General features: G+C 58.4%; 14 protein-coding genes and 1 riboswitch. Of the genes, 4 read left to right on the top strand and 10 right to left on the bottom strand.

The window, feature by feature from the left end; all coding sequences use genetic code 11:
• Positions 1-135: 135 nt before the first annotated feature.
• From Q1K07_RS00560 to Q1K07_RS00520, 9 genes are all read right to left on the bottom strand, one after another.
• Positions 136-3,708: a tetratricopeptide repeat protein gene (locus tag Q1K07_RS00560; protein ID WP_300306186.1), complete on the bottom strand. Its 3,573-nt coding sequence runs from the start codon at positions 3,706-3,708 to the stop codon at positions 136-138.
• On the bottom strand, positions 3,705-5,297 hold the full coding sequence (locus Q1K07_RS00555; protein WP_300306183.1) for a VWA domain-containing protein: 1,593 nt from the start codon (positions 5,295-5,297) through the stop codon (positions 3,705-3,707). Before Q1K07_RS00555 ends, Q1K07_RS00560 begins: the two co-directional genes overlap by 4 nt.
• Positions 5,294-6,373 (bottom strand): VWA domain-containing protein, encoded by a 1,080-nt coding sequence (locus tag Q1K07_RS00550; protein ID WP_300306180.1) that lies wholly within the window; start codon positions 6,371-6,373, stop codon positions 5,294-5,296. The genes Q1K07_RS00555 and Q1K07_RS00550 overlap by 4 nt, the downstream gene beginning before the upstream one ends.
• Positions 6,366-6,947 carry a DUF4381 domain-containing protein gene (locus Q1K07_RS00545; protein WP_300306177.1) on the bottom strand — a complete coding sequence of 194 codons (582 nt, stop codon included), beginning with the start codon at positions 6,945-6,947 and terminating at the stop codon, positions 6,366-6,368. Before Q1K07_RS00545 ends, Q1K07_RS00550 begins: the two co-directional genes overlap by 8 nt.
• Positions 6,944-7,960: a DUF58 domain-containing protein gene (locus Q1K07_RS00540; RefSeq protein WP_300306174.1), complete on the bottom strand. Its 1,017-nt coding sequence runs from the start codon at positions 7,958-7,960 to the stop codon at positions 6,944-6,946. Before Q1K07_RS00540 ends, Q1K07_RS00545 begins: the two co-directional genes overlap by 4 nt.
• A 24-nt stretch (positions 7,961-7,984) precedes the next feature.
• A complete protein-coding gene (locus Q1K07_RS00535) occupies positions 7,985-9,013 on the bottom strand; it encodes an AAA family ATPase (protein ID WP_300306171.1) in 1,029 nt (342 codons plus the stop codon).
• Positions 9,010-9,999 (bottom strand): HAD family hydrolase, encoded by a 990-nt coding sequence (locus tag Q1K07_RS00530; RefSeq protein WP_300306168.1) that lies wholly within the window; start codon positions 9,997-9,999, stop codon positions 9,010-9,012. Before Q1K07_RS00530 ends, Q1K07_RS00535 begins: the two co-directional genes overlap by 4 nt.
• 94 nt (positions 10,000-10,093) lie before the next feature.
• The gene (locus tag Q1K07_RS00525) at positions 10,094-11,731 is read right to left on the bottom strand and encodes an arylsulfatase (protein ID WP_300306165.1); all 1,638 of its coding nucleotides are present in this window, start codon (positions 11,729-11,731) and stop codon (positions 10,094-10,096) included.
• A gap of 434 nt (positions 11,732-12,165) precedes the next feature.
• Entirely contained in the window at positions 12,166-13,194 is a 1,029-nt protein-coding gene (locus Q1K07_RS00520) for a purine nucleoside permease (protein WP_300306162.1), read from the bottom strand.
• A gap of 152 nt (positions 13,195-13,346) precedes the next feature.
• Here Q1K07_RS00520 and Q1K07_RS00515 point away from each other — a divergent pair, with 152 nt between their 5' ends.
• From Q1K07_RS00515 to Q1K07_RS00500, 4 genes are all read left to right on the top strand, one after another.
• Positions 13,347-14,105 carry an aminoglycoside adenylyltransferase family protein gene (locus Q1K07_RS00515; protein ID WP_300306160.1) on the top strand — a complete coding sequence of 253 codons (759 nt, stop codon included), beginning with the start codon at positions 13,347-13,349 and terminating at the stop codon, positions 14,103-14,105.
• A 21-nt stretch (positions 14,106-14,126) separates the two neighbouring features.
• A riboswitch (cobalamin riboswitch) is annotated at positions 14,127-14,320 on the top strand.
• 42 nt (positions 14,321-14,362) lie between these two features.
• Complete coding sequence (locus Q1K07_RS00510; protein WP_300306157.1) at positions 14,363-15,484, top strand: ABC transporter substrate-binding protein; 1,122 nt, start codon at positions 14,363-14,365, stop codon at positions 15,482-15,484.
• Positions 15,477-16,544 carry an iron chelate uptake ABC transporter family permease subunit gene (locus Q1K07_RS00505; protein ID WP_300306154.1) on the top strand — a complete coding sequence of 356 codons (1,068 nt, stop codon included), beginning with the start codon at positions 15,477-15,479 and terminating at the stop codon, positions 16,542-16,544. Before Q1K07_RS00510 ends, Q1K07_RS00505 begins: the two co-directional genes overlap by 8 nt.
• 50 nt (positions 16,545-16,594) lie before the next feature.
• Positions 16,595-17,371: an ABC transporter ATP-binding protein gene (locus Q1K07_RS00500; protein WP_300306151.1), complete on the top strand. Its 777-nt coding sequence runs from the start codon at positions 16,595-16,597 to the stop codon at positions 17,369-17,371.
• Between the two features lie 51 nt (positions 17,372-17,422).
• Here the strand turns inward: Q1K07_RS00500 and Q1K07_RS00495 are convergent, their stop codons facing one another.
• On the bottom strand, positions 17,423-19,009 hold the full coding sequence (locus tag Q1K07_RS00495) for an MFS transporter (protein ID WP_300306148.1): 1,587 nt from the start codon (positions 19,007-19,009) through the stop codon (positions 17,423-17,425).
• Positions 19,010-19,126 lie beyond the last annotated feature (117 nt).

The raw sequence follows: 19,126 nt of genomic DNA, 5'->3' as shown, positions 1-19,126 counted from the left end.
AACGACAATGGATCCTGCCTATCTCTCTTATAGACAAGTATCTATCTGGATGGATCGGCTCTCCTGAAGATTCCTTTCTTCAAGAGAAGCCTTGTTGTTCATGCCATGAGAGGCATTCGTCTGATGAGCCCTGTCTCATTGCCCACGAAGCTGGCCTTCCAGACGCTGAAGGCGAGGGTCGTCAGGACGCAGCTGGCGTAGCTGGGACAAGGCTTCCAGCGCCTGTGGAACATGGCCCAGGGTGGCGTGCAGATAGACCAGGGCATAAAGCAGGTCCGGGTCATCAGGGGCATGAGTCAACCCGGTTTCCAAGGAGGTCAGTGCTTCGTCCTTGCGCCCCAGTCGATCCAGCAGTAGTCCTTGATTGTAGTAGGTTCGTGCATGGTTGGGGCGCCACTTTGCAGCGTTGTCCAACCATTCCAGCGCCTCTTCGCGTTGGCCCTGTTCCGCCAGGCCCAATGCCAATAGATAGGCCAGATGACCACGGTCCGGCTTGGGCATTTCATCAAGAGCGACACCTGCGCGGAGCGTTTCCTGAGCGCCTTCAATATCACCGCTGCGGCTCAGCAATGTGGCCAGGTTGACTCGCGCAGGAAGGAAGTAGGGGTCGAGCTTGAGTGCCGCACGGTATTGTTCTGCGGCCTCGTCCTTGCGGCGTGTACGTTCCAGCAATACCGCCAGGTTGAGTCGATTGCCAGGCAGATCGGCGTTTTCACGCAGACGACGCTCATAGTCATTGCGTGCTTCGACGACCATTTCGCGCTGTGCTTCGGGAATCAGCATCATCGACGTACCTGCCAGGGCCTTGATCGCTTCGTCGCGTACGGCCAGGCGAGGGTCATCGACCAATGGCAATAGCAGCTCGATACGCGCTTCATCCGGTGCCTGGGCGAAAGGGGGAATCGCTGCGGCACGTACCAGGCTGGAATCATCCTTCAATGCCTGTTCCAGCGTTGGGATAGCTGGAGTGCCATAAGCGGCCAGAGCATCGACAGCAGTGGCTCGGACGATGTCAGGTGTGTCGGTGTCCTGGCTCAGGGCAACGAGCCCATCCAGTGCCTCGGGGTCTCCCTGACGGGCAGCCTGGAGAGTGACCCCGTAATGCGACGTGGTGTTGGCACGGGACAGTTCTCCGAACCATTGCTGAATGGAACTGGCAGCCTGAGCCGGTGACTGGTCCTGATGGCAGCCAGTGCAGGCATCCGGGCTATCGGTCTTGCCATCAAGATCCGGGCGTGGCACACGGAAGCTGTGATCGCGACGCGGGTCCACCACCATGTAGGTGGTTTCCGGCATATGGCAATTGACGCATTGGGCTCCCTCGGAGCCTCGCTCGTGATGATAGTGGTCCGGATTGTCGTAGTCTCCTGGCTTCAGTGTTGGGAAGCGCGCTGGAGGTGCCAGGTTATGGCATTGGGTACATAGACCGTTGCCCTGAATACGTATCTTGGTGGTGTGGGGATCGTGACAATCGCTGCAAGCGACACCTGCTTCATACATCCGGCTCTGGACAAAGGAACCGTAGACATAGACTTCGCCCTGGATCTGACCGTCGGCATGGTAGAGCCCTTCGCTCAGCAGGCTGGGCAGTGCGGTATCGGTCAGCGGCTTGCCATGACCTGGCCCCGGGCCAACGCCGAGCATCTGACGGCGGCTATGACAGGTGGCACATTGCTCGACCAGCGCTGGCCCCTTGGTATTTTTCAGGTCCACCGCCAGCCCCATGTCTTCAGTGCTTGGTTCGTCTTCTCCTATCCCGGCTTTTCCTGTTTCAGCTTCTTTTGTCCCAGCTTCTCCGGCTGGATTGTGCTTCTCACCATTGGCCCAGTCGAGATGGGATTGAGCAGGTCCATGACAGCTTTGGCAGCCGACGTTCTGTTCGTGCCAGGTCGTCGCGAAGGTATCTGAGGCTTCGTCGTAGTTCTTCTGCAGGTTGGTCGAATGGCAATCGGCGCACATGGCGTTCCAGTTCTGGTAACGCCCACGCCAGTGCAGCGGATCATCCGGGGTGAAGGCCTGTCCCGGGTAGAGCGAAAACCAGCGTTGCCCACCTTGCTCCTCTGGGCGTGAATCCCAGGCGATGGTCAATCCCTGCAACTTGCCGCCGGGCAGCGCGACCAGGTATTGCTGAAGGGGAGAATAGCCAAAGGTATAGCGGATGCGATAGGTCTTTGCGGGATCGTCCGGTCCTTCAAGAGTCGCCTTGTAGCCTTCATCATCATGGAAAAAGCGTGCCTTGACCGGGCCATCTTCGAAAGTGGCATCTTCGAAGTCACCAAGCACATTGTCCTCTGTTGCCTCACGCATGGACCAACCGTGGTCGGAGTCCTTCCAGGCTTCGGATTCGGCCTGGTGACAGCCAGCGCAGCTGCCATCCGGCGCGTAGTTCGCGGCATCGGCAGCATATCCAGGTAGCTGGCCATGGGGGGGCCTGGTCATTTCCTCTGGCTGGGCACTTTTTTCAGCCTGAGCGCTTTCCTCCTTCTTGGTGCTGTCCTGTGCCATGGCGCCAGGGCTCTGGACCAGCATGCTGAATGCCAGGGCGATCGCCAGCAGAAACAGGGAAGTGCGACCAGCAGGATTGAGGGGCGGGAGGTGGGTCTTCTGCCAGCTTCTGAGCAAAGTATGCCAATAGGCGCGTCCCCAATATCGCCATGCCCGAATGAGGATCCACAGGCTCAGTGATAGAGCAGCCAGACCCGCGATCGTGCTCAGTATGATGCTTTTCCACGCAACACCCTGATGACGCAGTTGGTCCAGTGGAGAGCCTTCGGCACTGACATGCACAGAAGGAACAGAGGCTTCTTCGATCGTACCGCTCTGAAGGTTGAACCAGCGCAGATGGATGGCAGGGAGCTGTCCATTGGAAACTCCTTCAGCCACATAGGTGATGGCTTCCTGGCGCGTGCCGCCATTGGCATTCATGTCGACCTTGGGCGACTCAGGGTAGACTCCCAGGCCCATGGGAGCTGTGTCATCCAACAGAGCAGGGATCAAGAGCGCACTGCCTCCTTCCAGGGTGATGCTGATTTCCCGGCGCAAACTGTCGCCGCTTTGCAATGCAATAGGCTGCTTGTCATCGGGAGTAGAGGCTGACGCGGCACCGGCGGAAGAGGCAGGGCCATCTGTCCTGGCTTCGTCCTGGTCTGTGTTCGCATGCACGACATGCAAGGCCTGCTCCATGTGCAGGGAAGTGGCGGCGACATAAGGATCAAGCCCTTGGGCGGCCTGCGGCACCACAGAAGCCAATGACAAGGTGGGCAGTTTCAGCTTGCTGACAATGGGCGAGGTGGCATCTTCTGGATTGCTGTAGGTCACTTCAAGCGGCTCATGGTTCAAGGCAAAGTTTCCGGGGGCGAGTGGCGTCAACTGATAACTACGGGTAACGCCAGACCAGGTCTGACCATCGATTCGCTCGCTGGTGGGGGTTGTGGAGCGTTCGGGTAATGCCACTTGCAGGTTGGCCATATCCAGTGAAGGAAACACGACCGGTTTGGGCATATAGGTCGGCACCAATACGGTGATGCGCAAACGGGCGCTTTGTCCTGGAGCGACCTGTTGCGGGGTCACGCTAGCGCTGACCTGTGGTGTAGGCTCTGCTGTATTGTCTGGCCGGGATGGCGAGTCGGCTTGGGCCATGGCTGTCGCGGGAAAGAGCAACGGGCAGCTGCACAGCAGGGTAATCAGGAAACCACTCAACAGCCTCATGGCGTTGCTCCCTGGCGGGCTTCCACAGCAAAACGTTGGCGCAGATAGTCGGAAGTGTTGCTGTTCAGGGTTGATATCCATTGCTCGGCCGTCAGCATGCCTTCTCCATCCTTGGGGGTGACCTGTGTATCCTGCCCACGGTTTTCCTCGTTGTCGAAGGTGACATCGTCGGCATCGTCCTGTCCGGTGTCTGATTGTTCTCTGGACTCTTCCACATAAGTGAGGATGCGTTTGGCCAGTTCAAGATTGCGTTCGCCTTGAGGGTAATCGGGGTCGATGCTGAGCACCTTCTCGAAAGCCTGTACAGCAGGGCGATACTGATGTCCTCTGATTAGCGCCAGGCCCTGAGTAAAGGCAGCATCTGCGCTGTCCAGTCGACCGAGCAGTTCGGCGGCCGCGTCATACTGGCCATCCCGGTACAGGGCATAGCCCTGCCAGTTGGGATCTTGAAAGTGCTCTGCAGCACGCTTGTAGCTGCGATGTTCCACCCACCAGCGGCCTTGCTGATCAGGGGTGAGAAAAGCATCGGCCAACCACTGCTTGAAGCTGCCGTGAGACTCGTCGCTGTCTTGGGCCCTGATCGTGACCTGATTCTGAGCCATGGCCTGGGGAACGGTGGCAGGCCAGGGCAGCAACAGGAAGCATGCCAGCAACGATGACGTCCCAAGCCCCCAACCGCGTCGGAACCACAGCAGTGCCAGCAGTGCGGCGGGCCAGGCCAGCCACATGCCTCGGTCTTCCCAGGCCAGTCGATCATCATTGAGCAGTGCACGGCGGTGAGCGGCAGCCAGCAGGCGTTCCAGGTGCTGAATATCCCGCTCATCGGCACTGACCGCGACTCGTTCTGCATCCACGGCATCGATCACCGGTGTGGCGACATTGCCTGGTGCCATGACCAGAAAGGCTAGAGTGGTGTCATCCTGTTGACTGAAGGCGTCGCGGTCAGTGGTACTCAGTCCATCGGTCACGAACAGGATGGCGCCAGGTTCTTCTCGCTTGGCCAATTGCTCCTGGGCGAGTGTCAGCGCATCACTTGCCGCACCGTCACCAGCCTGAGGCATGACGTCTGGCGTCAGGCCTTCGAGATAGGGCTTGATCAGTTCAGGGTCATTGGTCAGTGGTACCACCAGATGAGCGGACCCTGAGTAGGCGACCAGGGCTGTATCGGCGCCGCTACGGGTAGCCAGGAGGTCGGAGATCTTGTGCTTGGCCCGTTCCAGGCGGTTGGGTGGCACATCCTGGGCCAGCATGCCCTGGTCGACTTCGACCACCACCACCAAGGGAGCCGTCTGGGCGATCAGTGGATTGGGCATGCGGCTCCAGCTCGGTCCGGCGGCTCCTGTCACCAGCAGTATCAACATCAAGCTGAGGGTATCTACCGGAGTGATCCAGCGGCGCTGTTGGGTCCCGATGCGCATGGCCTTTTCGAGATGTGCGGCGATATGTGGTGTCTGTCCTGTGCCAGCTTGTTGATGGCGGCGCCACCACCACCAGAAGACCACAATGATCGGCAACAGCAGCAGCCACGCAGGGCGCAGGAAATGCAGGGCGGAAAGTGCATCGAAAAAGGCATCGAAGGAGGTATTCATGATGCGGCCCTCCTTCGTTGCTCATTACGTTGTTCTGTACGTTGTTCTGTATGTTGCTCCGTAGCCTGGCCTGTGCGTTGGCTCGCAGTTTGAAGAGAGCGCTGGAGAGAACGAGGGCGCCATATCTGGAATGACAACATCAACAAAGCAAGGATGGCGGCGGCACCCATGGGCCAGTGAGCCAGGGAGCGGTGCTGGCGATAGCTCTGGCTGGCTGTCTTGCGCGGGGCCAGTTCATCGATACGTGCGTAGACCTGGGCCAGGGCGTTCTGGTCAGAGGCCGTAAAGAAGGCGCCGCCAGTGCGCTGCGCGATAGCCTTCAGGGTATTGAGGTCAACGCGATTCTCACCTTCTCCCTGAGGGTCGCCTACGCCGATGGTGATGATGCGAACACCGCGTTGTGCCGCAATTTCTGCGGCATTGATCGGGCTCATGCGACTTCCGGTATCGGAACCGTCACTGAGCAGAATCAACAGGCGCTGTTCCACCTGACTGGTCTCGAATTGACGAATGGACAGGCCGACGGCATCGCCCAGGGCCGTATGCGGGCCTGCCATGCCGACCTCGGTGCCATCCAGCAATGCCTGAAGCGTGTCGAGGTCTTCCGTCAGTGGCGCCTGAACAAAGGCCTTGGTGCCGAACACGATCAGGGCCAGGCGTTCTCCTTCCCGTGTATCGAAGAAATCGGAAATGACTTCCTTGACTCCGGCCAGGCGCTGAATCGGTTGGCCGTTATCGGAAGGAAAGTCCTTCTCGTCCATGGAACCGGAAATATCCACGGCCATGATCAGATCGCGAGCAGCACTGTCCCAGCGGATCGGGGGGCTGATCTGTTCGGGACGCGCCAGTGCCAGCACGATCAGTCCCCATATCAGTACGCCAGCCACCAGCATGATCCGGCTGCGCTGGGGGACAGTTGCCCCGGCAGCAGGCGTGATGCCAGCAGCCTCGACGAAGCGTTCAAAGAACGGCAGGCGCATGGCAGTGAGCCGCTCACGATGAGCAGGCACCAGCCACATGACCAGCAAGGGAAGTGGCAGCAACACCAATGCCAGGGGGCTCGCCAGTTCAATCATTGGCGCTGCTCCTGATGGTTGCTGGTGATGGCTTGTGGTTGTCGATGGCTGACGGTTGTCTATTGGTGGTGTGATGTCGAATCCAATGACGGGTCAGGTTTGCGAGTTGGTCTAGTGCCTCGCTGTCATGGCCGGGGCGGTAGGGGGCGTTGATCAAGGCAATGCCGAGAGGTCCGCTGAAACGACCGTATCGGGACGTCGGGAAGTGGCGATCCAGAAAGGCAACCCAGGCCTCTCCGCGTAATGCTGCCACCTGATCCCGAGGCCAGGCGGCAAGTGCTGTCCGCCTCAGTATATCGGCCACTGCCGCCAGGCCTTCCCCTTGTGCAAGGCGTCGATCAAGTTCGCGCAAGGCTTCGCGGCGATACGTATTGCTGCGCCAGCGTTTCCAGTGGCGCAGGACAAACCACAGCAGTACCAGAGTAAGGATAGTGGTCAGTACCGCCCAGCCCCAGGTCTGGGGCAGCCAAGGTACCGGAGAGGGCTCTGGTGGTGGGGACAACTGGTCGATCAGTTGCGACAGCATCAATGGGGTTTCGCGCTGCGCATTATCGGTAGCGGCTTCCATGCTCATGACGATGGCCTCCTGTCCCGGCTTGCCAGGCCGAGCAGCTTGCGCAGCTGTGGAAGCGCAGGCTCGCCTGCAGAAAGTGGCGCCAGGATCATGCCGAATCGGCGCTGCCAGTCAGCCAATATCTCCCGACGTTGATCGGAGACGGCTTGCAGAGCGCGGTGAACCTGCTTGTCGGATGTGTCCAGAGTGGCCTGTAGCTGTCCATCACTGACTACCCGACGCCAGTCATGGGGCAGCGACTCGGACAAGGGATCGCTGACCGGTGCCAGCACCACGTTGTTGTGACGACACAGCACGCTGAGCAAGGCTTCGCTGCGTGGCCCTATGACATCGAAATCGCTCAATATCACGATCAGGTGATCACGCTTGGCAAGGCGTGAAACCGACGTGAGTATGGCATCCAGCGAAGTAGGAGCAGGCGCTGGGCGTTTGGCATGCAATGCACTATTGGCCTCGGCGAGGTGCCTGAACAAGCGCATCAGTGTGGCACGGGAACGCTTGGGGCGAACTTCGTCGAGGCCGTCATCACGAATGACGATGCCACCGATGCGATCATTCTGGGCGAGGACAGCGAAGCCCAGTAGAGCAGCGGTTTCCGCCGCCGTGACAGACTTCATGGCATGTCGAGAGCCAAAGAACATCGACATGCGCTGGTCGACGACCAGCAGAGTGGGGCGGTCGCGTTCTTCAGTGAATACCCGCACATGCGGGACACCGGTGCGCGCGGTGACATGCCAGTCGATGCTGCGCACGTCATCCGATGGCAAGTAATTGCGCAGCTCGAGAAAATCGAGACCCCGCCCACGCAGGCGCGAGCCATGGCGGCCATTGAGCACACTACGGGCAGGCTGACGCGGTAGCAGTCTCAGCTTGGAGCCCTGCGGTTCCAGCGACTGCAGGTAGGCAAGATCCACATGCACCCTGTGGTCTGGGGAAGGCGCACTGGTCTGGCTTCCCTGCACCCGTCCATGGCTCAGGGTTGCTGTACGCAGACGAGCGGTGGCGGCATGCATCAGATGTATCCTGTGTCCGGTTCTTCAGGGGAGAGCAACCAGGCGGATCAGTTCCTCGATGGCATCATCGGCACTGACACCGTCTCCCTGAGCTTCGAAGCTCAGACCGATGCGATGGCGCAACACATCATGGGCAATGGCCTGAACATCCTCAGGATCCAGATAATCACGACCGGCGAGCCAGGCATGGGTGCGTCCGCAGCGATCCAACGCCAGGGAGGCACGAGGGCTGGCGCCCAGCTCGATCCAGCGTCCCAGATCCTCGGACAGCGCTGCCGGGGTGCGTGTCGCTTCGATCAGATCGGCCATGTAGCGCTCGACCGGGTCACTGACATGCAAGTTGGCAATTTCCCGACGTGCAGCAAAGACCGATGCCTGGGAAATTCTTACCGGCTGCGGTGGTGGTGTTTCACTATCTTGTACCGCAGCATCCATGGATTGAGCTGCGCGCATTGCATTGGTCACTTCCTCGCGCCGCACCAGGCGAATCACTTCCACTTCCTCCTCCACGCTGGGGTAGTGGATCAGTACGTGCATCAGGAAACGGTCCATCTGGGCTTCAGGTAGCGGGTAGGTGCCTTCCTGCTCAATGGGGTTCTGGGTCGCCAGCACCATGAACAGCTCCGGCATGGGGTGTGTTGTCCCGGCAACCGTCACCTGGCGTTCTTCCATGGCTTCGAGCAGTGCCGATTGCACCTTGGCGGGGGCCCGATTGATCTCGTCGGCCAATACCAGGTTGGCGAACAGCGGGCCGGGCTGGAAACGGAATTGAGGGCCGCCTTCTCCCTGATGATAGATTTCACTGCCAGTGACATCCGAAGGAAGCAGATCGGGGGTGAACTGAATGCGGCTGAAATCAGCTTCCAGGTGTCTCGACAGGGCCTTGATGGCACGTGTCTTGGCCAACCCTGGAAGGCCTTCGATCAACAGGTTGCCATTGGCCAGCAATCCAATGATCAGGCGCCGGATGACATCGCGTTGGCCGATGATGGATTCGCCAACGGCAGCTTCCAGGCTTTGAATATCGGTGCGGATATCGTCACGAGTCGTCATGGTGCCTCCGGGTAGACAGCCGACCAGTCGTTGGCCATGTCAACCAGCACCCAGCCGCGGTCCGTTGCTTCGTCCAGTCCCTTGTCGAGCTTGCCGAAATGACTGTCACGATCATAGGCGACTTCGCGCTCACCATCGGTATGATGCACCAGCACGCCAAGGCGAGGGCCATCTCCCTCTGTGGTCCAGGTCAGCATCGGCACGTCGCCATCGGAGTTGCCAACAGCCATGATCGGGCGCACACCGATCTTTTCGTCGATGGCAACAGGTTTACCCGGACCATCGTCGACATAGTCGATGCCGGCTCGCTTCATTAGAGTGAGCGTGCCATCTTGATCGACCAGCTCGACGTTGACTCGGCTGCCGACCAGGTTCTGTGGTGCTATGCCATAGGTCTCGGTGGCGAAGGCGCGCATGAAATGAATGCCTCCGCCGGAAACGATATAGGTATCGAAATCTTCCTCACGCAGGTAGTCGAGCAGTTCCAGCATCGGCTGGAAGACCATGTCGGTATAAGCCATGCCTGTGTCTGGATGCTTGGCACTGGCCAGCCAGTCACGTACATCGGCCTGGAAGTCATCCACGCTGATATCCGCGTGAGAAATCGCAATGACTTCGGCGAGTCCTTCCATGCCTGCGGCCATTGCCGGGCCTATGTCACCTTTGGCCGCAGCTTTCTTGATCTCTGTATCGAGCCGGGATTCCTCTGCTGTGGCGGCACGGTCCAGGGCATAGGCCAGCTGGAAGTACATAGGTTGCTCGGTCCATAGCGTACCGTCATTGTCGAACACAGCAATACGCTGCTCTTCAGGCACGAAGTCATCGCTGTCGGGATCCGTGACGTTTTCGACGAATTCGATGATGGCCTTCTTGCTGTCGCTATCGTTCCAGGATGCGAGAGGCTCGGCCAGTACAAGGGGGGAGGCCAGAAAAGCGGCCAGGCCCAGGCATACTGTAGTGATGTATGGCGCAGAATGAGTTTTCATGGAGTCCTTCCCTTGCGAAAACAAAATCAGAAATATGGCCTGCAAGAAGCGTCAAAGGCCGCTCTCCCGAGGAGAGCGGCCAAAGGTCAGCCAGTTACTTGCCGGCAGGAGGTTCGCTAAGAGTATCCATAACCTTGTCCAGACTGAAGCTGGCCGCTTTCATACGTGGTGGAAACTCCTTGAAGGTTTCCAGGAATCTGCCCACGTAGGTCTGTGCGGGTACCAGCATGAAGGCGTGGTCAAGTACCCAGTCATAGTAGGTGTTGGAGGTGATCTGAGCCCGTTCATAAGGATCGCGACGCAGATTGAAGATCAACGGCACGCGCAGCGGAGTGAACGGGTTGGCCCAGACTTTCAGGGTACCTTCTGCGCGCTGCTCCATGAAAATCAGCTTCCAATCATCGTAGCGCAGGGCGGTCAGGTCGCCATCATCAGAGAAGTAGAAGATCTCGTGACGCGGAGTTTCTTCAGTCTCTCCCGTCAGATAGGGCAGGAAGTTGTAACCATCCAAGTGGACCTTGTACTCACGACCAATGGCCTCATAGCCTCCTTCCATCAGCTCTTCCTTGATGCCGTCATGACCGGCAGCGGCAAGGAAGGTCGGTGTCCAGTCCATGTGGTGCATGATCTTGTTGGAAATGCTGCCCGCTTCAATATGACCCGGCCAGCGCACCATAGCCGGCACCCGCCAGCCACCTTCCCAGTTAGTGTTCTTTTCACCACGGAACGGTGTCATAGCTGCATCCGGCCAGCTGTTCATGTGCGGACCATTGTCGGTGGAGTAGAACAGAATGGTATTGTCGGCAATACCCAGTTCATCCAGCTTGTCCAGGAACAGGCCGACGTGGGCATCATGCTCCATCATGCCATCGGCATATTCGTTCTGGCCGGACTGGCCCCGCAACTCATCCTTGACGTGGGTACGGAAGTGCATGCGAGTGGCGTTCCACCAGACGAACCAAGGAGTGCCTTCCTCGGTCTTGCGTTCGATGAAGTCCAATGCTGCTGCAGAGGTTTCGTCGTCGATGGTTTCCATGCGCTTGCGAGTCAACGGGCCGGTATCCTCGATCTCGCCATCGGCGGTGGACTTGATCACACCACGTGGGCCAAAGGCCTCGCGGAAGGTACGCCCATCGGCAAGAACCATGTCACCGGGGTAGTCCGGCAGCTCAGGCTCTTCCTCAGCATTGAGGTGGTAGAGGTTACCGAAGAACTCGTCGAAACCATTGTTGGTGGGCAGGTGTTCGTCACGGTCACCCAGGTGGTTCTTGCCGAACTGGCCGGTGGCGTAGCCTTCTGCCTTGAGCAGGCCGGCAATGGTCGGATCTTCGATGCTGAGACCTTCCTTGGCCCCTGGCATGCCGACCTTCGACAGGCCGGTGCGGAACACGCTCTGGCCGGTGATGAACGATGAACGCCCCGCAGTACAGGACTGCTCGCCGTAATAGTCGGTGAACATCATGCCTTCGTCGGCAATACGGTCGATGTTGGGGGTCTGGTAGCCCATCAGGCCATGGGTATAGGCCGAGATGTTGGATTGCCCGATATCATCACCCCAGAGTACCAGGATATTGGGCTTGTCAGTCTGGGGTGCATTTCCAGAAGCGTCGTCTTGAGCGATTGATGGAGTGGAAAATGCCAGAGCTGCTGCTGTCAGCGTGGCGGTTAGAGTGGCGGCCATATGGCCTGGCCGGGGTGCAGCCATGGGTCGAGACGGTATGGAAAATAACACGCGAGCCTCCCTGACTTGTGCGAGTCGTCGGATGTTGACGTATAAGGAAATCTACAAAGTGAGGTTTCCTCAGCGAGACAGTATAGGAGAGAACTTGACCAAATCGCGCATTCCTAATGAGGTAGTTTTTTATATTTTGTTGGATAGAGAAAGGCAGAAAAATCAAGTGGATAATATGTTTTTTTATCCTCTTTAAATGGTAGTCGTTGAAAATCCAGATATTTTTTTAAGATATGTTTTGTATGCATCTTAAATGATATGGATGTTATTCTTTGTTGATATAATATATTTATTTTTTTATACCAAGTATTTCTATATGCAGTGTTTTTGTTGGAAGAGCACTGGTTATTCAAGGTTCCCAATGCGGCGTGTCATCATTCCCGTCAGGAATGTCTGTTAAATGCACCGCCTTCGATTGAAGGCGGTGCTTGTTCTCAGGGCGTCATGGGCACACCGGATTGCCAGTCATCCCAGTGGTTGACGATGTCATCCACTACCCGAGACCCCACCAGTTCAATGTTGGCAACGGTTTCAGCGAAGCCCCCGGCAGTATTGCCCGGAGCCGGGTCCAGGTGTTCCTGTGTGGTTTCATCGGGGTTGCCTTGGTCGAAGTTCACCGCGCCGCGCAAGCTAAGGATGCGATCCGTACCCCACAGTCGATCAATGACCTGGGTGATGGCAGCAGCCTCCATCTCGGTGATCACATAGTCATCGGCACCATAGAGCTCGGTCATGTACTGGGCCTCCTGTGACAATCCGGGTCCATGAAAGAAGGTATCTCCTGTCATGTGCGTACCGGTTCGGACAAAGGGAGCGCTTTGGGCGGTCTTGTCTGGATAGCGCTCACGGTATTGCTGAGCGGATTCAGAGTCCTGCAACGGGGTGTCTTCACTCAGCGCCATGGCTTGCTCTACCAGTTGCGAGTTCAACTGATAGACCCGAATGTCCTCATACCCCTTGCGCGGCATGAACGTTGGAGCACCAGGTTCTCCTTCGTCCGCTGCCCAACGGTGACCGAGGTCGTAGTCCACCAGCCAGGTGGCCCAACTGACCATGCCGATGGTGCCTTGAGAGGGTGGGGTACCCGCCACACCACTAAGAATGAAATAGGTATCGCTGAAGTCGTAGCGGGGATCGAGCAGAATCGCCTGCATGGATGATGATGAAGCGACCTTGCCCATGCCCAGCACAGAGCCACAGACGCCATCATCATTGCAGTAGAGTTCGTGAGTGGCTCCTCTGATAGCCACCGGTTGTGCATCCTGCCAATAGTGCTCGTACCAGTGCTGGAATTCTCCCGCACGATCGCCCGTGTTTTCTCCGATCTCGAACATGCTGGCAATGAACACCTTGACCTCTGTTGGAGAGGAGGCATCGTTCGCCAGGGAGGCAAGAGGCAGTAGACTGGTGAGAAATACGGTTGCGGTGAGAGGGCCTCGTAGGCCCGAAAATGATGAGGTCATCGTGCTCCCTTTTGTTGTACATAAAACCGTTGTACACAGAATCTGCCTTGAGTCTAGGGGAAGTGCAGAACAAATACTCGCATGGCCTATCTCATGCTTGCCGGGATAGCATGGGCCTGGAGTGGCTGTGATATCTCGATAAAGGTGAGGTGGTGATTCCCGCTGAAGTCGATAATGTGCTGCATGTCATCCGTGGGGCATTGGCGGATTCCCTGGTGGCGGTATACCTGCATGGGTCGGCCGTTGCTGGTGGGCTGCGCCCTTCAAGTGATGTCGATGTGCTGGTCGTCATTGATGAGCCGCTGGATCCGGGGACACGCTTGCATCTGACGACAGCGCTGATGGAAGTATCGGGACACCCCGCGCGTGGTAGCTCCCTTCGCCCTGTGGAGCTGATGATCTTTCTTCGCACTCAGCTTGTCGCTGATGTCTATCCCGCCCGCTGTGAGTTCATCTACGGCGAATGGCTACGCCATGAGTTTGAGCATGGCGTAATACCACAACCTGCCAAGGATCCGGAGCTTACCTTGGTGTTGGCCCAGGCTCGGCAGGAAGCGAAACCACTGCTCGGTCCCGGAGCTTTCGAGCTGTTCCCGATTGTCTCGCAAGCCGATATACGCCGCGCAATAGGTGATCTTCTGCCAGACTTGGTGGCTTCCCTGCAAGGGGATGAGCGTAATGTGCTGCTTACCCTAGCGCGTATGTGGCGAACATTGACGGAGGGGGATTTCGTCACCAAGGACGCCGCCGCCAGTTGGGCAGAGCCCCGTTTGCCTGCTGAGCATGCCGCGGTGCTCAAGGAGGCTCGAGAAGCCTATCTGGGCATGCATGCCGATGACTGGAGCACCCGACAGGAGGAAGTTCTGCGCACAGTGAATGCGTTGCAACATCGCATTAGGGATGCTCAGTAGCATTGGCAACATATCTACGGCATGATGATCAGCTTCGTCGGTTTCCTTCGGGAATGAAAAGGGAATCCGTGCCGAGTATTGCTCGGTAACCGGAACTGCCCCCGCAACTGTAGGCGGTGAACTTGTTTCGACGCACCACTGGGAGTCTAGCCCGGGAAGGTGGAGCAAGTGTCGATCCGTCAGTCAGGAGACCTGCCGACTTCAAGTGCAACCTTACGTGCAACGACAACCGGACGGGGTGTTCCGGAGAAGGGCAGATGAAACATATCCTACTTGTGTCCTGTGCGCTCAGCGCAGGCCTTGCGGTGTTCCCGGGTTATGCCGAGACTTCGCACGATCCTTCGACTCACGACCTTCCGGCCAATGGCTCTTCGGTTGATGACTCGGCTGTTGACGGTTTCCCAAGTGGCCATGCCACAGACTATCCCTTGACGCTCACCAATTGTGGCCATGAGGTCACCTTCGACAAAGCGCCTGAGCGCGTCGTGACCATCGGCCAGTCGGCAACGGAAGTGCTGTACTCCCTGGGGCTAGCCTCCCGGGTGGTGGGCACATCGGTATGGTTCAATCCAGTGTTGCCGGAATTCACTGAGGTGAATGCAGGAATTGAACGGCTTGCCGACAATGATCCCAGCTTTGAATCCGTGGTCGGCAAGCGGCCTGATCTGGTGGCGGCACAATATGAATGGCATGTGGGCGATACGGGAAGCGTGGGCACGCGTGAGATGTTCCACGACCTGGGAATTGCGTCCTATATCATGCCGGTCGACTGTGACACGAAGGACAACTCGACCGGTGGCGATGGTGTCCGCACAGCGGCCTTCGCCACAGAATCGATCTACAAGGGCATTCGCGAACTCGCTGCCATCTTCGATGTTCAGGATGCGGGCCAAGTGTTGGTGAGTTCTCTTCAGACTCAGGAAAGTGAAGCCATTGCCCGGGCCAAGGCCCTCGATCTGCCTGATGATCTGTCAGCGGTTTTCTGGTTCTCTTCAGCCGACCTGGATAGCGATCCCTTCGTTGCCGGGCGCCTTGGTGCACCGGGCTACATGATGCAGAAGCTGGGTATCGAGAATGTGATTTCATCCAACGAAGAATGGCCTGGCGTCGGCTGGGAAAGCATTGCCAAGGCGGATCCGGATGTCATCGTCATCGCGGACATGGATCGGCGGCGTTACCCCGCGGATGATGCAGCACAGAAGCTGGACTTTCTGCGTAATGATCCAGTGACCAGCCAGATGACGGCCGTGCGTGAAGGGCGGATCGTGACCATGGATGCGCATGCCATGAGCGCGACGATGCGCACGATTCACGGACTCGATAGTTTGTCTCAGGCGCTCGCGGAAATGCACTTTTTACATATGAACCATGATGAGTGACGTGGGCTCTCTCCAGGCATTCCGCCGAGGGCACCTGTGGCTCTGGCTGTCGCCATGGATGTTGCTGGCGGCGATCCTGTTCGGTACCGCCATCGGCGAGACCCGCATTCCCTTGTCGGTGGTGATGGAGACGATTGCCAATCGGCTATGGGATGCGGGGTATCCGGTGAACCGCATCGATGAAGGCATCATCTGGAGCTACCGGCTGAGCCGGGCCATCGTGGCGGCTGCCTGCGGCGCTGGGCTGGCGCTGACGGGAGTGGTATTGCAGGCACTGCTGCGCAATCCTCTGGCCGATCCTTATCTCATGGGGCTCTCGGCGGGGGCTTCGACAGGGGCGGTGGTGGTCACCGTGGCAGGACTGGGTGCCGGGGCCATCTCGATGTCATTGGGTGCGCTCATCGGCGCGCTGGTCGCTTTTGCCCTGGTCGCCATGCTGGCCCAGGTCGTTGCGGGTCGGGCCGACACTGGGCGAGGCTCTCAGGCGGCCGCGATTATCCTGGCCGGCATAGCGGGTTCGCAGCTGTTCAATGCGTTGACGGCCTTCATCATCGCCAGAACCGCCAATGCGGAACAGGCGCGCGGCATCATGTTCTGGTTGATGGGCAACCTGTCGGGCACCCGCTGGGAAGATGTGGGAGCGACGGTCCTGGCTGCCCTGGCAGGTGCCGCGGTGTGTTTCTGGCATCGGCGTTCGCTCGATGCGTTCACCTTCGGGGCGGACAGTGCCGCCTCGTTAGGTATTGCTGTCAGGCCGGTGAGAGGGCTGCTGATCACTGTCACGGCAGTGATGATCGGAGTGATGGTTTCCAAGGTTGGCTCCATCGGTTTCGTCGGTCTTGTCGTCCCCCACGCGATGAGGTTCCTGGTCGGGACAAGGCATGATCGGCTGGTGCCGGCAACCGCACTGGCGGGGGCGATCTTCCTGGTCGTTGCCGATGTGCTGTCGAGGGTGATCGTGCCCGGGCAGGTGTTGCCGATTGGCGTGATCACGGCGCTGGTTGGCGCACCTGCCTTTGCTCTTATTCTGGTTCATGGACGACGGGCACATGGGCGATGAACTCATGGGCGATGAACTTAAGGATGATGAACTTATGGACGGCGCGGTAGATGATGCTTGCAGCTGAAAATCTCTCGGTTTCTGTGCGTAACACCACCATTCTGCGCGATGTTTCATTGCATCTGCAGCCAGGAGAGTGCCTTGGTCTGATCGGTCCGAATGGATCGGGAAAGTCCACCCTGATGCAATGCCTCGCCGGCCTCAGGAAACCTGGCAAGGGACGTGTGCTGTTGAATGGTCACGCGATGGACAGAACATCGTCCAAGATCCGGTCTCGCCAGTTGGCTCTGGTCGAACAGCAGGCTGAGACCGCAGAACGCATCACGGTGCGTGAAGCCGTGGAGCTCGGGAGGATTCCTTTCCTGTCGCCGTTGCGCCCCTGGCGGGCTGAAGATGACGCCAAGGTGCATCAGGCGCTGGATGCGGTTGACATGGCCGGCCTCAGCGACAGGCTCTGGCATACCCTGTCGGGTGGCGAGCGTCAGCGTGTTCACATTGCCAGGGCTCTGGCGCAGTCACCCGAGATCCTGTTGCTGGATGAGCCAACCAACCATCTCGACATCCGCCATCAGCTATCGATCCTGGCCCTGGTTCGTGCCTTGCCTGTCACCAAGGTCATCGCGCTGCATGATCTTAATCAGGCCTTGGCATGCGACCGTCTGGTACTGCTGCATGATGGAGCCATCGTTGCCAGCGGTGAACCGCGCAAGGTGCTGACGACACAGCATCTGCGAGAGGTCTTCGGGGTCGAGGCACGCTATCTGACACCTGACCCGGACGAACCTCCGCTGATACGTTTCTCCTGCGCCACATCGCTGAGTTACTGAGCCGGTGCCCGAACGAATTGGCTGAATGAATTGTCAGCGGGTTCCACTATGTCATCCCGGGTTGCCATTCAGCGCAGGCACATGGCGTAGCGATATGGCCGAGATGACAGCCAGGGCAAGGATGGCGATTCCGCTGACGGCAGCCGTGACGTTGAGCCCCGTGGTAAAGGCCTGTCGAGCACCTTCCACGGCTTGAACCGGCAACTGATCGCTCATGGACATCGCTGTCCACAAGCTGTCCTGCACGAGAGCGGCGCTACTGGCTGGAAGATCGTCCACCTGTGTCATAATGCCAACCTGTAACCGATAGATGACGCTGGCCAGGCTGCCGAGCAGGGCGACACCCAATGCAATGCCCAACTCCTGAACCATTTCAGACATGGCAGAGGCCGATCCTGCCTTGTCGGCGGGTGCCGTTCCTATCACTAGCTCTGTGCCCAGAGCTGCCAGAGTGCCCAGAGCAAGATAGACCAGAGAAAAGCCTGCGATGGCGGTCCACACGCCGCTCGGAGATGTTCCGACCAGTATCAGCAACAGATAACCCAGGGTCGAAAACGCCAATGCTGCCGACACCACATAGCCTGGGCGAATCCGCCTTGCTACCAACGGTGCCGTGATACCGGCGATGACCATCATCAGCGCCGGTGGTCCCATCCACAGCCCTGCCTTCAGCGGTGTCAGTCCTGCCACCAGTTGCAGATACTGGGTCACCAGCAGCATCACGCCAGCGACGGTCGTCAACCCGAGCAGCAGTACGATCAATGCGCTGCTGAATGTGCGACTGGCGAACAAGCGCATATCAAGCAGGGGGTTGTCCAACTGGCCCTGGCGGCGGACGAAAATGCTACCCAATGCAATGCCCAGGATGATGGCCATCACAGGTACTGTCTCAAGCCCTGTCTCAAGCCCCGTCTTGGCGATCTCCTTTAGCCCATAGATCACCGAGAGTATGGCGACGAGTGACAGCAGCACACTGATCAGGTCCAGACGCTCACCGTGTGTGGCGCGATATTCCGGTAACAGAAAAGGAGCAGCAAGCAACAGGATAGCGGCTATCGGCACGGCAACGAGGAAAGCAGACCCCCACCAGAAATGGCTCAGTAGCCAACCGCCCAGTACTGGGCCTGCGGCCATGCCCAGGGCGAACATGGTGGCCCATATGCCGATGGCCAGTGCACGCTGGCGGGCATCGCCAAACAAGTTGCTGATCAGGGCCAGGGTCGATGGCATGAGAGTAGCCCCGGCGATGCCGAGCAGAGCCCTGGCGACGATCAGCATCTCAGCACTGGTAGCGTAGGCAGCCGCGACGGATGCCATCCCGAACAGCGCTGTACCGATCATCAGCAGGCGACGGCGACCGATGCGATCACCAAGGGTGCCCATGGTGATCAAAAATCCGGCAATCATGAAACCATAGGCATCCATGATCCATAGTGCTTGGGTACTGCTGGGCTGCAACTCCACTGCCAGGGCGGGCAGAGCCAGATAGAGAATGGTGACATCAAGGCCCAGTAATGCAGTCGGCAGTGCCAGTACGGCGAGCCCGAGCCATTCCCTGATGCTTGCCTGACAGGTCGTGCTGCCAATTGGTGGGGAATATGGTGAGGGTAACGGGTATTGATCGCATTCGTAGGCCATGTCGCCTCCCAGCAAAGCATGCGGCGCGTGAAGCAAGTGAGGAGTGATACAAGCGGAAGCGACATGTTCGGTCTGTTATTATCCGGGTACAATATAGCCAGTTATCCTATTACCAAT

The organism is Halomonas sp., assembly GCF_029263665.1.
Classification (GTDB): domain Bacteria; phylum Pseudomonadota; class Gammaproteobacteria; order Pseudomonadales; family Halomonadaceae; genus Halomonas.
This window is presented reverse-complemented; position numbering and strand designations above follow the sequence as displayed.

Bases quoted from the DNA above. Each gene is read 5' to 3' on its own strand.
- Q1K07_RS00560 (WP_300306186.1), bottom strand. From the start codon at position 3,708: ATGAGGCTGTTGAGTGGTTTCCTGATTACCCTGCTGTGCAGCTGCCCG.
- Q1K07_RS00555 (WP_300306183.1), bottom strand. From the start codon at position 5,297: ATGAATACCTCCTTCGATGCCTTTTTCGATGCACTTTCCGCCCTGCAT.
- Q1K07_RS00550 (WP_300306180.1), bottom strand. From the start codon at position 6,373: ATGATTGAACTGGCGAGCCCCCTGGCATTGGTGTTGCTGCCACTTCCC.
- Q1K07_RS00545 (WP_300306177.1), bottom strand. From the start codon at position 6,947: ATGAGCATGGAAGCCGCTACCGATAATGCGCAGCGCGAAACCCCATTG.
- Q1K07_RS00540 (WP_300306174.1), bottom strand. From the start codon at position 7,960: ATGCATGCCGCCACCGCTCGTCTGCGTACAGCAACCCTGAGCCATGGA.
- Q1K07_RS00535 (WP_300306171.1), bottom strand. From the start codon at position 9,013: ATGACGACTCGTGACGATATCCGCACCGATATTCAAAGCCTGGAAGCT.
- Q1K07_RS00530 (WP_300306168.1), bottom strand. From the start codon at position 9,999: ATGAAAACTCATTCTGCGCCATACATCACTACAGTATGCCTGGGCCTG.
- Q1K07_RS00520 (WP_300306162.1), bottom strand. From the start codon at position 13,194: ATGACCTCATCATTTTCGGGCCTACGAGGCCCTCTCACCGCAACCGTA.
- Q1K07_RS00510 (WP_300306157.1), top strand. From the start codon at position 14,363: ATGAAACATATCCTACTTGTGTCCTGTGCGCTCAGCGCAGGCCTTGCG.
- Q1K07_RS00505 (WP_300306154.1), top strand. From the start codon at position 15,477: ATGAGTGACGTGGGCTCTCTCCAGGCATTCCGCCGAGGGCACCTGTGG.
- Q1K07_RS00500 (WP_300306151.1), top strand. From the start codon at position 16,595: ATGATGCTTGCAGCTGAAAATCTCTCGGTTTCTGTGCGTAACACCACC.
- Q1K07_RS00495 (WP_300306148.1), bottom strand. From the start codon at position 19,009: ATGGCCTACGAATGCGATCAATACCCGTTACCCTCACCATATTCCCCA.